At 48.2% G+C, this 13,401-nt stretch carries 12 protein-coding genes; all 12 read right to left on the bottom strand.

Going from position 1 to position 13,401, the window contains the following annotated elements; genetic code table 11:
• Window positions 1–4 precede the first annotated feature (4 nt).
• Window positions 5–1,294, bottom strand: a complete 1,290-nt coding sequence (locus tag FC652_RS05650; RefSeq protein ID WP_176297833.1) for a HAMP domain-containing sensor histidine kinase — start codon at window positions 1,292–1,294, stop codon at window positions 5–7.
• Window positions 1,278–1,952, bottom strand: coding sequence for a response regulator transcription factor (locus tag FC652_RS05645; protein ID WP_176297832.1), 675 nt, complete (start codon window positions 1,950–1,952; stop codon window positions 1,278–1,280). The genes FC652_RS05650 and FC652_RS05645 overlap by 17 nt, the downstream gene beginning before the upstream one ends.
• Before the next feature lie 368 nt (window positions 1,953–2,320).
• A complete protein-coding gene (locus FC652_RS05640) occupies window positions 2,321–3,994 on the bottom strand; it encodes a DUF342 domain-containing protein (RefSeq protein ID WP_176297831.1) in 1,674 nt (557 codons plus the stop codon).
• Window positions 3,995–4,214: 220 nt separating this feature from the next.
• Entirely contained in the window at window positions 4,215–5,891 is a 1,677-nt protein-coding gene (locus tag FC652_RS05635) for a fused response regulator/phosphatase (protein ID WP_176297830.1), read from the bottom strand.
• Window positions 5,892–5,905: 14 nt separating this feature from the next.
• Window positions 5,906–6,205 (bottom strand): STAS domain-containing protein, encoded by a 300-nt coding sequence (locus FC652_RS05630; RefSeq protein ID WP_176297829.1) that lies wholly within the window; start codon window positions 6,203–6,205, stop codon window positions 5,906–5,908.
• A gap of 38 nt (window positions 6,206–6,243) precedes the next feature.
• Window positions 6,244–7,413 (bottom strand): methyl-accepting chemotaxis protein, encoded by a 1,170-nt coding sequence (locus FC652_RS20775; protein WP_176297828.1) that lies wholly within the window; start codon window positions 7,411–7,413, stop codon window positions 6,244–6,246.
• Window positions 7,414–7,464: 51 nt separating this feature from the next.
• Complete coding sequence (locus FC652_RS05620; protein WP_176297827.1) at window positions 7,465–8,502, bottom strand: chemotaxis response regulator protein-glutamate methylesterase; 1,038 nt, start codon at window positions 8,500–8,502, stop codon at window positions 7,465–7,467.
• The gene (cheD, locus tag FC652_RS05615) at window positions 8,502–9,143 is read right to left on the bottom strand and encodes a chemoreceptor glutamine deamidase CheD (RefSeq protein WP_176297826.1); all 642 of its coding nucleotides are present in this window, start codon (window positions 9,141–9,143) and stop codon (window positions 8,502–8,504) included. The genes FC652_RS05620 and cheD overlap by 1 nt, the downstream gene beginning before the upstream one ends.
• An 18-nt stretch (window positions 9,144–9,161) precedes the next feature.
• Window positions 9,162–10,016 carry a protein-glutamate O-methyltransferase CheR gene (locus tag FC652_RS05610; RefSeq protein WP_176297825.1) on the bottom strand — a complete coding sequence of 285 codons (855 nt, stop codon included), beginning with the start codon at window positions 10,014–10,016 and terminating at the stop codon, window positions 9,162–9,164.
• Complete coding sequence (gene aer2 / locus FC652_RS05605) at window positions 10,001–12,430, bottom strand: aerotaxis transducer Aer2 (protein ID WP_176297824.1); 2,430 nt, start codon at window positions 12,428–12,430, stop codon at window positions 10,001–10,003. The genes FC652_RS05610 and aer2 overlap by 16 nt, the downstream gene beginning before the upstream one ends.
• Window positions 12,431–12,438: 8 nt before the next feature.
• A complete protein-coding gene (locus FC652_RS05600; RefSeq protein ID WP_176297823.1) occupies window positions 12,439–12,900 on the bottom strand; it encodes a chemotaxis protein CheW in 462 nt (153 codons plus the stop codon).
• On the bottom strand, window positions 12,900–13,379 hold the full coding sequence (locus FC652_RS05595; protein WP_237286471.1) for a chemotaxis protein CheW: 480 nt from the start codon (window positions 13,377–13,379) through the stop codon (window positions 12,900–12,902). Before FC652_RS05595 ends, FC652_RS05600 begins: the two co-directional genes overlap by 1 nt.
• Window positions 13,380–13,401: the final 22 nt, after the last annotated feature.

Here is a 13,401-nt window from a genome sequence, read left to right as displayed (position 1 = left end):
CTTTTTAATGGGCGAAATAGAGCCGAGCTCTTAAACCGGGATGATTATCGCGCAGAATTAGCCGCGCTTGATGCTTGCTAAGCACCGCCTCAACCAATGCGAGTCCTAAGCCATTACCTTGCTCTGTACGGCTTTTGTCTGCGCGATACATGGGTCGGCAAACGTAAGGCTTCTCTTGTTCTGCAATGCCAATCCCCGAATCCGCCACCACGACGCCAAAATGATCGACCACCACCTCGATGCTCCCATGCTCAGGGGTGTATTTCACCGCATTTTCGACCACATTAAACACCGCACGAAACAGCAGCGAGCGATCGCCAGCGATGGTACAGGGCTGATCTTGCCTAAAGGTGAGGGACTGATGCTTTAGCTCTGACAGTGGCGCGATAAACTCGATGGCATCTTTCACTATGCTGCCTAGCTCGAGTGGCTCGCTGTTCATACTTATTTGGCCACTATTGATCTTGGCTATCTCTAACATACTGTTAAATAAGGACAAGATAAGTTCCAACTCATCGTGACAAGCGGAGAACTGCAGCTGCTGGGCATCGGTTAAATCATTTTGCGCCAGCACTTCTTCTAGGCGCAGTTTGAGCCGTGCCATTGGTGTTCGCATATCGTGCGCCAAACCAACGGTGAGTGATTTAAGCGTGGTTTCATTGGTCGCCATCTGTTCAATCATGTAGTTGAGGTGAATGGCCAAGATGTCAAACTCATCATCTTTAGTAGAAACCGCAAGCTTCACTGACCGCTCACCACACAAGACTCGGTTCATGGCGTGATTGACTTTTTCTAGCCGCTTTAAGATTAACGTGGAAAAGAACAGTGCAGTACTAAGCATCACCGCCACCGGAAGGATAATGCCAGAAAAGACGATCGGCGCGAGCGAATTACGATGCGCTTCAAGCACCCCTGAATTCACGCCAATTTCGAGCCGAAAACCATCGCCGAGTAGGATATTGGTTTTTTCACTTGGCAGTGCAGCAATCGGATAATAGTGAGTTTTGAGTATCGGGTCCTGCGACCCCACTAAACGATAATAGAAAAGTGTCTCGGAAGTTTGCTTCGCTTGCAGTAATGCCTCTACGTTTTCTTTGCCCAGCTTTGCCGCAAAATCGAACTCGAGTATTTCATCGTTGAGCTGCTTGATCAGTTGCTGTCGATGAAAGGCATCGGAATCGACGTAGAGCTGGCGAATCACAATGGTGTTTGCCACCGCCACCAGAAGAAAAATCCCAATCAAGGTTTTGAAGACAGAAGAGCGCGTCAGTGTGTAGTTATCGGCGAAGGACATACCCTGACCCTCTCACCGTATGAAGCAATTCAGGGCAACCCGCCTCTTCCAGCTTCCGCCTTAAGTTTGCGATATGCACATCGATCACATTTGTTTTGGGGTCGAAGTGATAACTCCAAATGTTCTCAAATAAGCGCATGCGAGAGACAACTTGCTCATTGTGCTCAATAAAGTATTGAATCAGTTGAAATTCTTTGGGCTGAAGCAGCAATTCTTTCTCGTTACAAATGAACTTGTGCGCTTTTAGGTCGACCGTCAAACAGTCATAACTCAGGGTATGCGAAGGGGGCGAAGAGCGGTAAATTCGATTGATCAGAATATCCACACGTGCAATCAACTCGGCCAAAGCAAAAGGTTTGATCAGATAGTCATCACTGCCCGCTTGCAAACCATCCACGCGATCTTCAATGCTGTCCATCGCACTGAGAATCAGCACGGGGATGTGGCTGTCTGTCGCTCGAATGGCCGACAACACTTTCATGCCATCAAGATAAGGGAGCATGCGATCGAGGACGATCAGTTGATAATCGCTGCTGATCGCCATCATCAAACCTTTCTTACCATCTTCTGCCGTATCAACACGGTATCCGTGCTCTTGCAAACCCTTTGCGACAAACTCTCGCGTGGTTTTATCGTCTTCAATGATGAGTATTTTCACATCAACCCCCATAGTCATGTATGACAAGTATCATATCGAATAGGGCTCTGATTTTAAGATAAAAAAATAAGGCTCGCGTGACTAATGCGAGCCATGTCGGTTTAGGGGGTAAACCGAAAAACGTTTTAGATTAATAGGTTATAGTTTAATCCAACACATATTTAGTCAGTCTTAACGATACATTAAGATTTGTTAATGTTGCGATTTGAGCACAAACGTTTGATGGTCCGTTGGCAAATCAGAAGGTCGGAAGTGGTGTATAGTCATCACGAATGGCTAGCGTCAGTGCGATCATAAGAGATGCTGGATAGAAATAAGACGAACAGGAACAGAGCGAGTTGAGAAGTCGTCAACTCGCTCGCACATCGCTACACTGCGACGTCCTCTTCTTCTAGGGTTGAGGAGACTTTGATTTCGTATTGGTTGAAGCTAAAGATGCTGCCGCCGTGGGTGCGCTTGGTCAGCACTTGTTCATCGCCAAACTGGACGGTGACGCGGGTAAAGACTTTTTCTGTTGCTTCAACCGTGTTGAGTGCCAGCAAGGCGTTGAACTCAGCATCCACCGTTTCCAGTTGACCTTTCACCGATTCAAGCTGAGCGTTGTTTTCTGCTTTCATCTGCGCGATACGCTCTTCCATGCCCTCTTCACGCTGCGATTTGGGGGTTTTCTTAAATTCAAGCTCACGGCGGATCACATCCATCGTCTCTTCTTGGGCAATTTTGTACTGCTCTTTGAGCGAAGCGAGCTTGTCTTTGTAGGCGCCAAAACGGGCAAAGGCCTCCACTTTGGTCGCGGTATCCCCTTCCACACCCAGCTGAACACAACGCACTTTGCCGCCGACTTTGGCCACACCACCACTGAGGGTGCCGTTTCTTTCATTGGCGTCGATCACCAACAAATCGTGGCCACAACGGATCTCGTTGTTGAATGAGTGCACCGCCAGTTCAATGTTACCGCCCGCTTGCAATTCACTAAACTGCGCATAGTTGGCGACAATCTTACCTTTGGTTTTGACCGAGCAACTGCGTGGCTCTCCATCGCTGACCGTGTGGCCGATAATGCCTTTACCCACTTCAATGTCACCTTGCGCTTGGACATCAGCCGATTCGATAAAGCCACCCACGGTGATGGAACCAGTGGCACGCACCATCATGCCAGCTTCGATATCCCCCGAGATCACCACATTACCTTTGAATTTAATGTGTCCAGTGCCAACGCCCACGTTGTTTAAACAGAGTGCGCTGTCCACTTCGATGGTTTTATCTTTAATCAGCGGCATACCTGATTGGCTAGCAATCAATAGGTTGGGGTCGTAAGCCGCAATTTCAGTGCCTTTGCCCGGTTTAAGCACCGCGTCTTTGCCTGCTTGAGGTGGAATAATTTTGCCTTGAACGGTAAAGCCAGGAGTACCCTTTGTTGCAGGTTCACGGCGCATCACTTCATCGCCTTTATCCACCGTGATGGTAGCCCCGAGGTTACGCATATCGATTTTGGCGTTCGCGGATTTGCCTTTTTCTGGTTTCAGCACGCGTTTGCTGATGTCTTCAACCAGCGGAATGAACTGTGCGTCTTTACCTTTTATGGGCTGTTTGCCTTGTGCCACGGGCTGAATAAATTCTTCGCCTGCTTTAAGTTGGTTACTCACCACCAACACTTTTTTCAACGCCAGCTTATTGATGCCTTTGGTGACTCTTGCTTGCGCCAGTGCGTGAATAATTTCGTTGCCGCGTAAACCTCGTCCACCATATGCCCCAGTGACTTTCATGCTGGCTAACATGTCGTTGTCCGTCAGTTCCACTTCAAGCTGCGCGTTGAGGCGCTTAGCGATCACGATGCCGTCATACGCTTCCGACTTACGTTCACGAGCACAGTTAAGGAAACGAACCACTTCAGAGTCATCAAGAAACAGTGCTTTCGCTTCCATTTCGACAAGTTCAGCATCCAGTTCTTTTCTGACGAGCTCACTACCCAAATCTGCGGCTGGCAGTTTGGCGGTGATCTCGGTCTTCTTTTCATTCCATGAAAGGCAAAGTTTCCACATATAGACGGTCGCTTACTACAACTAAAATATCAATTCTTGAACCAGTCTAACTAATTAACGATTGAGTGAACATCAGCAAAAGAGAATAATCAGGCTCACATCACTAAAGCGCAACACGTTGTAATTTACGCCAAATTTGTGACGATTAGACTCTTTTTTGGCATTACTTTTACACTGTAAATTGGTGCGAAAAGCTTAGCCGAACTACCTCTTTCGTCGTTTACAGTTGGTAGGTTGCCATGACGCACTTACCACCATTACTGTAAGAAACTGATTTACAGAGTTCATTGAGCAGAATTCGTCCTCGACCGTGCAGTTGACTCTCTTGAACGTTTTGCACCGGATTACTGTAATCAAACCCTACTCCGTTATGCTCTATTATTATAGCTAGTAAAGCGCTTTCTGGCTGGTAGCCAAACTCGATCATCAGGTTAGCGTCTTCGGCGAGTTCTTCGAGTTTCTGTTCTCGCGCTTGGTAGTAGACAAAGAATCCATCAGCGTCTTCTTTGAGCTTCGAATCTAGCTCAAGTAACCCATGGTCTATGGCATTCGCCAAAAGCTCAGACAACACTGAGCAGATGAGGTCGAGATGCGGGCCACCACTGACCATGCCTTTCAATACTTCACGCAAGTCGGGTAACAGATGGTGAGAAGCGATTTGAGGTTTATTGAGGGATAAGCGACTTGTGATGGGTAGTTGCGACAACAGTTCGCTTTCACATGGGCCATGAGCGCACTCGGGTGAACTTGACAATACTGGACACCTTAGGGTCAATATCGATAAGTCATCATGGCGCTGACGACAAGAGAACGCCGCCACGGCTTTTTGCAGTGCCTTAATCGCATCGAAGGGATCGTTTTCGATGACGCGCAGTAAGCGCATTTCACCAAATTGCTCTCCCTCTTCGTTGGGCGACTCGGTCACCCCATCGGTGTAAGTGATGATCGATTGCCCATCTAACAACTCAAAGCTGATTACACTCGCATCAAACTCTCGCTCTTCTAACACGCCAAGAGGCATGTGAGTAGACGTCAACCGCTCGGCAACACTACCATCGTGATTAATCAAAAACGCATCGGGTAGGCCGCCACCCCACCAGCGAATGTTACGGCCGTTACCACTGATTTCAAACAAGCTCGCCGCCAACATCATCCCCATCGGCAAAAATTTCACCAAAGCACTGTTGATCTCGCTAACAATCTCACCAAGCGCCATGCCTTTCGCGGCCATAGAGTTAAATGCGCGTGTAGCAGGTATGGCAGATATAGCGGCTGGCAAACCATGTCCTGTGGCATCAGCAATCATGGCATAAATGCCACCATGAGGCCGCCTTGCGACAATGATTAAATCACCGTTAAACACGGTCGAAGGAGAGGAAAAATAGTCCACGCCGGAGACACTTTCCAAGCAGCTATCCATTTCCTGTTTAAGATTGGCGAAGATGCTTTCGGCAATGGTGTAGTCGTAACGAACTTGTTCATGAAAATGACTCAACTCTAAACGCTGCTGCGCCATTTCGTTGTACATTTTGGCAATACGTACGTGTGCCCGTACTTTGGCTAACAGTACATTTCTCTGAACGGGCTTAGGGATAAAATCATCACCGAACGCCAAGCATTTACCAAACGACTCTTGGTCATCCAAAGCGGTGAGAAAAATGATGGCAATATGCCGATTTGGAAAGGCTTCACGTATGATTTGCGCGGTTTGAAAACCATCCAACTCCGGCATCATCACATCCAGCACAATCACATCTGGCAGCTCATTGACTTCTTGCAGTGCTGAGATGACATTCAGGCCACTGTTAAAGGTGCTGATTCGGGCATCGAGATCGCCAAGCATCATCTTACACACTTCGATATTGCTGGGAGAATCATCTACGATATAAATCTTCATACCCGACCCGCTCTCTATTCAATCTGAAATTTTTTATCGAAACGGCTGATCAACAAAATTTTGCGCACTTGTGGCAAGGTATTGATGATCTTAATTCGGCCATCGGCGCTGTTGAGATGTTTTTGCATGTTGAGCAACATACCTAAGCCAGCGCTGTCAATGTAGTCTACTTTACGTAGGTCGATAATAAACTGACTATTGAGATGTGGGCTGTAGGCGTTTCTAAACTCTTGCACCAAGTTAAATCCAAAGGCCCCTTCGATTGCTAAGGTGACCGTGTTTTTTGCGTTATCGACTTCTTTCATCACTGACATATTTGCCTTCCCCTAGCCCATATCTGCATGTTTTCTTTTTAAAACAGCTCTACTTCACCTTCATCAATACTGACTTGGTTGGCAGCGCCTTCGCCGCGGCCACGCTCTTGCTGCTCTAACAACTCAATCTGTGCAATCAGTTCTTCGCTGCTGATCTGATTGGCAGCGTACTGTTTGATCAACTGCTGGAGTGACGACAAATTAAGTATCGTTTGCGTGGCAAAATCGCCCTGCTGAACCACAATGTCGGCAAATTGCAACGCACGAACCCCAGAAGCCACTTTCTGCGCCAGTTGCGCGCCCAACTCATGAATTTGCTGCACTTGCAATTCAACCATATTGTTGACTTTTTGCACCCCACGCAGCATTTCATCCACTTCTTCTTTGGATTCAATCGCCACGGTCATATCAATCGAAGCCATTTCCCCTACCGTATGGTTTGCCTGTTTGACGGTCGCCAAGGCAATATTGATTTCGCGTTCGATCTGATTGTTCAGCGATTCCGCTTTGACAGATAAATCTCTCACTTCTTGTGCCACCACGGCAAAGCCTCGTCCTTGTTCGCCCGCACGCGCCGCTTCTATTGCTGCGTTCAGTGCTAACAAGTTGGTTTGATCAGAGAGTCCGCGCACTTGATTGAGCAGCTTAAACACCGCGTCCAGTTTGTCTGACATGTCGTGGATGCTGTGGACCGCAGAAATACTCTTCTCCGACACATTAATCAAAATATCGATATAACGGTTGATGATCTTTTCGGTTCTCGGCATCACTTGTGCAATGCTATTTTCACTGTTTTGGTTAGCGAGCAGATCGTCCACCAATTTTTCCGAGATCTGGCTCTGTTCTTCACAACTGCGCTGTAAACCAAAAAAACTGTCGTTCAACGTTTCGACTGAGGCTTCAATCACGCTTTTCTGTTTCGCTAGTGGTTGTTCTACTCGCGGAAGTGCGGTTTGTAAAAAATGCCCCACTTGCGTCCAGCCCTGCTGAGCATTTTTTTCAACCACATTGGTTTTGCTGGAACTATCCTCGGTATGAGAAGAAAAATAGGACGGAAGCACCAACCAAGGAATGGCCGCCGCCAAAATCATCAGAACAATGTTGCCCATTGAATGAGCCAGCACGGCGCCAAATGTCAACACCACAACCTGAAAGGCCACAGCGATAAGATAACGAGATCGATAATTTGCTTGCGCCAACTTTTCCATAATTGCCTACCTGACCAAATCCAATATGTGACATTTTGCTTATGTTTTCTTTTAGCTTAGTAGATCGCACAAAAACTGAGGAAGTTTATTGAGTGGTTTGACATGCATTGCCGCGCCACATTCCACCGCAGCCCGCGGCATGCCATACACAACGCAACTCTGCTCATCCTGTGCGATGGTCATCGCACCTTGCTCTTTCATCCGTAACATCCCCTGGGCACCATCTTTGCCCATACCCGTTAAGATCACGCCAATAGCTTGGTTTTTTAAACTCTCTGCCACCGAGCCAAACATCACATCCACTGACGGCTTGTGGCGATTCACCGCTGGGCTGTCGTCTAAATGAGCATAGAGCTGTCCACCGCGACGAAACACCATCATGTGTTTATCGCCCGGAGCAACGTAAGCGTGATTGGCTTTTAACGCCACTTCCCCTTCACTCAGCTCAGAAACGGTCAACGCGCACGATGCGTTCAGACGATTGGCAAATGGGCCAGAGAACAGGGCGCTGATGTGCTGCGTAATCACTATAGGTGGCATGCTGGCAGGTAAGGCGGAAAGCAAGTGTTTCACCGCTTCGGTTCCACCCGTCGATGCGCCAATGGCAATCAATTGATAGCGATTGGTTTCTGTACCTTGTTTGCTGGTTGCCACCGCCTGCGCCATGGGCGGATTTCCTCCGACCTGCGCCTGTGCAGCCATACGAATTTTTTCATTCACCAGAGTGCGATACCCCAACATGTCAGCGGTGTTGGCCACCGAAGGTTTGGGAAAATAGTCCACCGCACCCAGTTCAAGCGCCATCAAGGTGGCATCCGCACCGTGCTGCGTTAAGGTTGATATCATCACCACAGGTAAAGGATGCAAACGCATCAGATTTTTGAGAAATTGCACCCCATTCATTTTGGGCATTTCGATATCTAGCGTGATCACTTCAGGCTTTAAGGCTTTGATCATCTCGCGCGCTTGATAGGGATCTTCCGCCGCACCGATCACTTCTAACTGAGGATCCGAGTTAATGATCTCCGTGAGCAATGCACGGAAAACGGGAGAATCATCGACAACCAAAACTTTTGTTTTCTTACTCATCAAAATAGCTCCACATCTGATCCTTTATGCGTTTGCTTCTCCAAATCGTGCGCATAACGCTCTTCTTCACGCCGTAAATGGCTAATCTCGGCAAAGGGAATGCGCTTCAACCACGCTTTGCCAGTGAGCGGATCGAACATGATTTTTCTCGGCTCTAACCCACCCAAATCATAAGCCACCACCTCTAAGCCCTCTTGCTCAGCGTAATGCAGGATGAATTCGACGTTTTTCTCACCAATCATCGAGTGAAAACCCATCATTTGCGCGCCACCAAACAACTTCATGCGCAAGCGTTCACGGCGGGCCCCGAACGAGAGCAGTTGGTTAAGCAGCATCTCCATCGCGTAGCTCCCGTAACGAGAAGCGCCAGAAAGCAGCTCATCGGCATGCCAATGTTTCTCTTCAAAATGGTTATGAAACGGCAGTAAAAAATGGTTCATGCCTCCAACGCGTTTGACGGGATCCCAAATACAAGCAGAAACACACGATCCTAATCCGGTACAGATCATTTCTTCTTGATTACTGACATACACCCCACCGGGCAACACTTTGATCATGTGTAACCCTTTTTGTTCGTTGAAAAAGCGACTGTAATACGCTTGTGGTTGTGCTTGAAAATGGTGATTCGTTGAGTCGAGCATGTGGCAGCCTTAGCGCAATCACGCTTTGATATAGATTGTTTTTCCTAAATGCTTAAACAGCTGACCATTGGTGCCGACACTTTCGGAATGACCGATAAACAACACACCATCATCATGGAGCTGATGGTAAAAGCGTTCGAGTAAACGCTGCTGAGTTGGTTTATCGAAATAAATCATTACATTACGGCAAGAAATCAGATCAAATTTCTGTTTCATCGGCCAATCGTCTAACAGGTTTAGCTGGCGAAATGTCACGTGCGTCTTCAGGATTTCTTTTACTTTGATTTTGCCCGCTTGAGCGCCTTTTCCGCGTAAAAAATTCCCTTTTAAGTAAGGTTGAGGGATGCTTTCCAGCGCGGTGTCATCATAAACGCCCAGCTGTGCACGGCTCAGCACATTGGTGTCGAGATCCGTGGCCAGCAACTTACAATCGATGACACCATCGAAAAAGCCACTGCGATGTAAGCTGGCCAAATAACTGTAGGGCTCTTCGCCAGTAGAACACCCTGCCGACCATATCTTCACCGCTCGTTTACCTTGCTCTTGCCAATAGGGAACTAGGTGGCTTTCAAGAAACTCAACGTGATGAATTTCCCGAAAGAAGTGGGTTTTATTGGTCGTCAATGCGTTGATGAACGCCATGCGATCTTCTGGATTGTTCTCAATACACTCACGATAGTCGCAAAATCGCTTGAGCCCTTTTTCTCGAAGCTTTCGCGATAAGCGGCCATAGACCATGGCACGCTTATGATCTGACAGATAGATACCAACATGTTTGTGGATGAACCACTGAACATATTTGAAATCTTTGTCAGTGAGCTCGAACTCTTGTGAGGGTTCGAGGTTCACTTCACTGGTTAAAATTCTTCCCATTCGTCGCTCTCCTCCGCCCTCAATCCGGAATTGGCTACTCTTGGCTTTTTCATGTCGCTGATATTGGTTCGTTTGGGCATGGCGGTCACTTTCGCTGCCGCTGCACTTGGTGAGGCTGGGCTCGATGTCTCCAAGGTGGTAATGCCGCTATCGGTGCTAAAGAAACTCATTAAGTTGAGCAGCTCTTTGCCTTCCGCTTTAAGCGATTGGCTTGCGGCCGAGGTTTCTTCAACCAAAGACGCATTTTGCTGCGTCATTTCATCCATCGTCGACACGGCGCGGTTAATTTCATCAATCCCTGTCGATTGTTCAATGCTCGATTGGGCTATCTGGCTGATCAGTCCGGTCACTTTTTCCACCGCAGCGACAATGTCATTTAAGGTTGCACCGGATTCATCCACTAACCGCGAGCCCTCATCGACTTTCTCCACGCTGTCTTTAATTAATCCTTTAATCTCTTTGGCAGCAGCAGCACTGCGTTGCGCTAAGTTGCGTACTTCACCAGCCACCACCGCAAAGCCTCGGCCTTGTTCGCCTGCGCGCGCGGCTTCAACAGCGGCATTGAGGGCCAACAAATTGGTTTGGAAAGCAATTTCATCTATCACGCCAATGATGTCGGAAATCTTCTTACTGGCACTGTTGATTTCTGCCATCGCCGCCACCGCTTGACCAACCACATCGCCTCCTTTGCGCGCTTTTTTCGCTGCGTCTTCAGAGAGCTCGTTGGCACCTTTGGCGTTATCGGCATTTTGTCTCACCGTTGCCGTCATCTGTTCCATGCTGGCTGCGGTTTCTTCCAAGTTGGAGGCTTGTGCTTCAACACGTTGGCTCAAATCGTTATTGCCGTCGGCAATCTCGGTAGAAGCGGTCGCTACGCGAGCAGAAGAGACGGTAATTTTGTCCACCATATTGCGAATGTTCAGAATCGATGTGTTCACCGCATCGGCCAAACGCCCAAACTCACCTTGGTGTGTGTCGCTCATTTGCGTTTTGAGATCGCCATTGGCCACTTTGCTCATTACCTGAATGCACTGATCCAAAGGCTCAACTAAGGTGTCCAACAAGCTATTAATGCCGTCACCCAACTCTTTCATAAAACCACTGTAGACAGAGGTGTTGATGCGCTCTCCCAGCTGCCCCGCTATCGCTTTTTGGATCAAACTTTCTACCTGACGTTGTCCATCTTGCTGTTCCGTAATGTCGATCCATTGCAATGCTGGCCCCATGTAGTTACCACTGCCATCTCGCATTGCGATACAGGTAAGGTTGAACTCCAACGAGCCTACCTTGATGTTGGAACTAAAGGGCAAGCGATCAGGATTAGCGATAATCGCCTGTTGGTGTGCTGGATTTTTGTGGAAAACATCAATGCTTTTACCCACCAAATTGCGCGAATCAAAACCAGGCAACACCTTCTGCAGTTCACTTTCTCGGCTACGGAGCAAATTGGCAAGAGAAGGATTTAGATAGCGAATGATGCCGTTTTTATCGGCCATCATCAGATTGGTGGTCATCCCCGCCACCGCAGAGGCCAAACGCCCCACTTCTTCTTCATTGGCACGCTGCTCAGTCACATCACGCCACTCGAGGCTGTTGCCGATGTATTCGCCTTGTGCGTTTTTCACCGCGGCAACATTGAGTTCAATACGAACATCCCCAACCGCAATGTCAGTGCGATAGGGTAAATTATTCGGGTCGCTGAGCAACTTGCGTTGATGTGCAGGATTGCGGTGAAACTCATCAATGCATCGTCCCATCAACCACTCTTTGCTGGCAGTAAAACCAGACCAAACGCCCCGAAAGGCCGCTTCATGGCGACGAAATAAGGACACCGTTTCTTCGTTGACGTAGGTAATGAGGAAATCACGGTCAATCATCACCATTGCAGTTTGCGCTTGGTCGATAGCGGCTTGCAAACGAGCAATGCGATCTTCTTTGCGTATGGCTTCCGTGACATCTTGCCACTCCAATGTGTTCCCCACATAGTTTCCCGATGCATCAAGCATCGCGCCAACATTCAATTCTAATCGCACGTCGTCAATAGCGATGGTGGTGGTGTATGGCAAATTCGCTGGCGTCGAGAGCAGTTGCCTTTGATGGGCAGGATTGCGGTGGAACATGTCGATGCACGCGCCCATCAAAAAGGTTTTATCAGCACTGAAATTGGGCCAATGTTTACGGAACAAACCTTCATGCTGCTTGAACAACGACATTGATTGTTCGTTGATGTAGGTAATTTTAAAATCGCGATCCACCATCATTAACGCGGTTTTAGCGGTGTTCAATGCCGATAGCAGTTGTTCTTTACTGAGCTCTTCTTGCTCTTCCACCTCATTTAACAAGGTATCTCTTGGATGAGATACTTGTGGACGAAAGCTGTGTTGCGTTTCCTTGTTGCGATTCCAAAATGCCATACCTGACCTCACATTAGCGCTTCTTCTACTGTTGTTCTGCTCAGCTCTGCCACATCAAATAGAGCTTCCAGATTAATTATCATCAAGTGACCATTGGCCGTTGCTGCCAATCCTTTGATGTATCGTTGTTCCATTTTCATGGTTTGTGGCGGCGGTTTAATTTCGCCGTCATCTAAGGCATAGACCTCCGCCACGGCATCCACAATGATGCCCAACGGGTTATGTTGCACATCGTTAAGCACCACCACCACCGTGGTATTACCAATTTCAGATGGCGAAAGATTAAAACGCACGCGCAGATCGGCAACAGGGACATACTCTCCGCGGATCTCTAACACACCCACCAGATACTTCGGTGCGTTTGGCACTTTTCTTACCTCGCTCCAACCTCGCACTTCACGCACATCCAGAATCGGCACACCGTATTCATCGTTATCCACTACAAAGCTCAAATACTCTTGCTGTTCCATCAGCTTGCCTCCTGAAATGACTCTATGTCCATCAGCTCAGACGTATCAAGCAACGTCATTACATGCTCACCAACGTTCACTAGACCAAGCATAAAAGTGGAAACCGGGGTGTCGCCGACTGGCCTGTTGATATCGTGGGTGCTGAGGCTCACCACATCGGAAACAGCATCCACCACAATGCCCATGAGACGCTGCTGTTCGAGAAAGCGATGACGAAGCACAATCACTACCGTAGTGGGCAGATAGACACACTCTCCGACGGAAAAACGCTGACGCAAATCCATCACGGGCACAATCATGCCACGCAGGTTAATCACCCCTTTCACAAACAAAGGAGAGCGAGGGATCGGCGTGGGTCTTTCCCAAACGCGGATCTCTTCCACATCTTCAATCGCTATGCCATACAGCTCATTGGCCAAGTTGAAGCTGAGGTACTCCACTTTTGTTGTACTGTCTTGCTCATCGCTCTCGGCCAACATCCTATTTAACGGTTGAACTGCG

Origin of the sequence: Vibrio sp. 05-20-BW147 (genome assembly GCF_013369385.1) — a bacterium.
Classification (GTDB): domain Bacteria; phylum Pseudomonadota; class Gammaproteobacteria; order Enterobacterales; family Vibrionaceae; genus Vibrio; species Vibrio floridensis.
This window is presented reverse-complemented; position numbering and strand designations above follow the sequence as displayed.

Excerpts from the sequence above, each read along its gene's own strand:
- FC652_RS05650 (WP_176297833.1), bottom strand. The coding sequence starts at position 1,294 with ATGTCCTTCGCCGATAACTACACACTGACGCGCTCTTCTGTCTTCAAA.
- FC652_RS05630 (WP_176297829.1), bottom strand. The coding sequence starts at position 6,205 with ATGTCAGTGATGAAAGAAGTCGATAACGCAAAAAACACGGTCACCTTA.
- aer2 (WP_176297824.1), bottom strand. The coding sequence starts at position 12,430 with ATGGCATTTTGGAATCGCAACAAGGAAACGCAACACAGCTTTCGTCCA.
- FC652_RS05610 (WP_176297825.1), bottom strand. The coding sequence starts at position 10,016 with ATGGGAAGAATTTTAACCAGTGAAGTGAACCTCGAACCCTCACAAGAG.
- FC652_RS05640 (WP_176297831.1), bottom strand. The coding sequence starts at position 3,994 with ATGTGGAAACTTTGCCTTTCATGGAATGAAAAGAAGACCGAGATCACC.
- FC652_RS20775 (WP_176297828.1), bottom strand. The coding sequence starts at position 7,413 with ATGGAAAAGTTGGCGCAAGCAAATTATCGATCTCGTTATCTTATCGCT.
- cheD (WP_176297826.1), bottom strand. The coding sequence starts at position 9,143 with ATGCTCGACTCAACGAATCACCATTTTCAAGCACAACCACAAGCGTAT.
- FC652_RS05595 (WP_237286471.1), bottom strand. The coding sequence starts at position 13,379 with ATGTTGGCCGAGAGCGATGAGCAAGACAGTACAACAAAAGTGGAGTAC.
- FC652_RS05600 (WP_176297823.1), bottom strand. The coding sequence starts at position 12,900 with ATGGAACAGCAAGAGTATTTGAGCTTTGTAGTGGATAACGATGAATAC.
- FC652_RS05620 (WP_176297827.1), bottom strand. The coding sequence starts at position 8,502 with ATGAGTAAGAAAACAAAAGTTTTGGTTGTCGATGATTCTCCCGTTTTC.
- FC652_RS05635 (WP_176297830.1), bottom strand. The coding sequence starts at position 5,891 with ATGAAGATTTATATCGTAGATGATTCTCCCAGCAATATCGAAGTGTGT.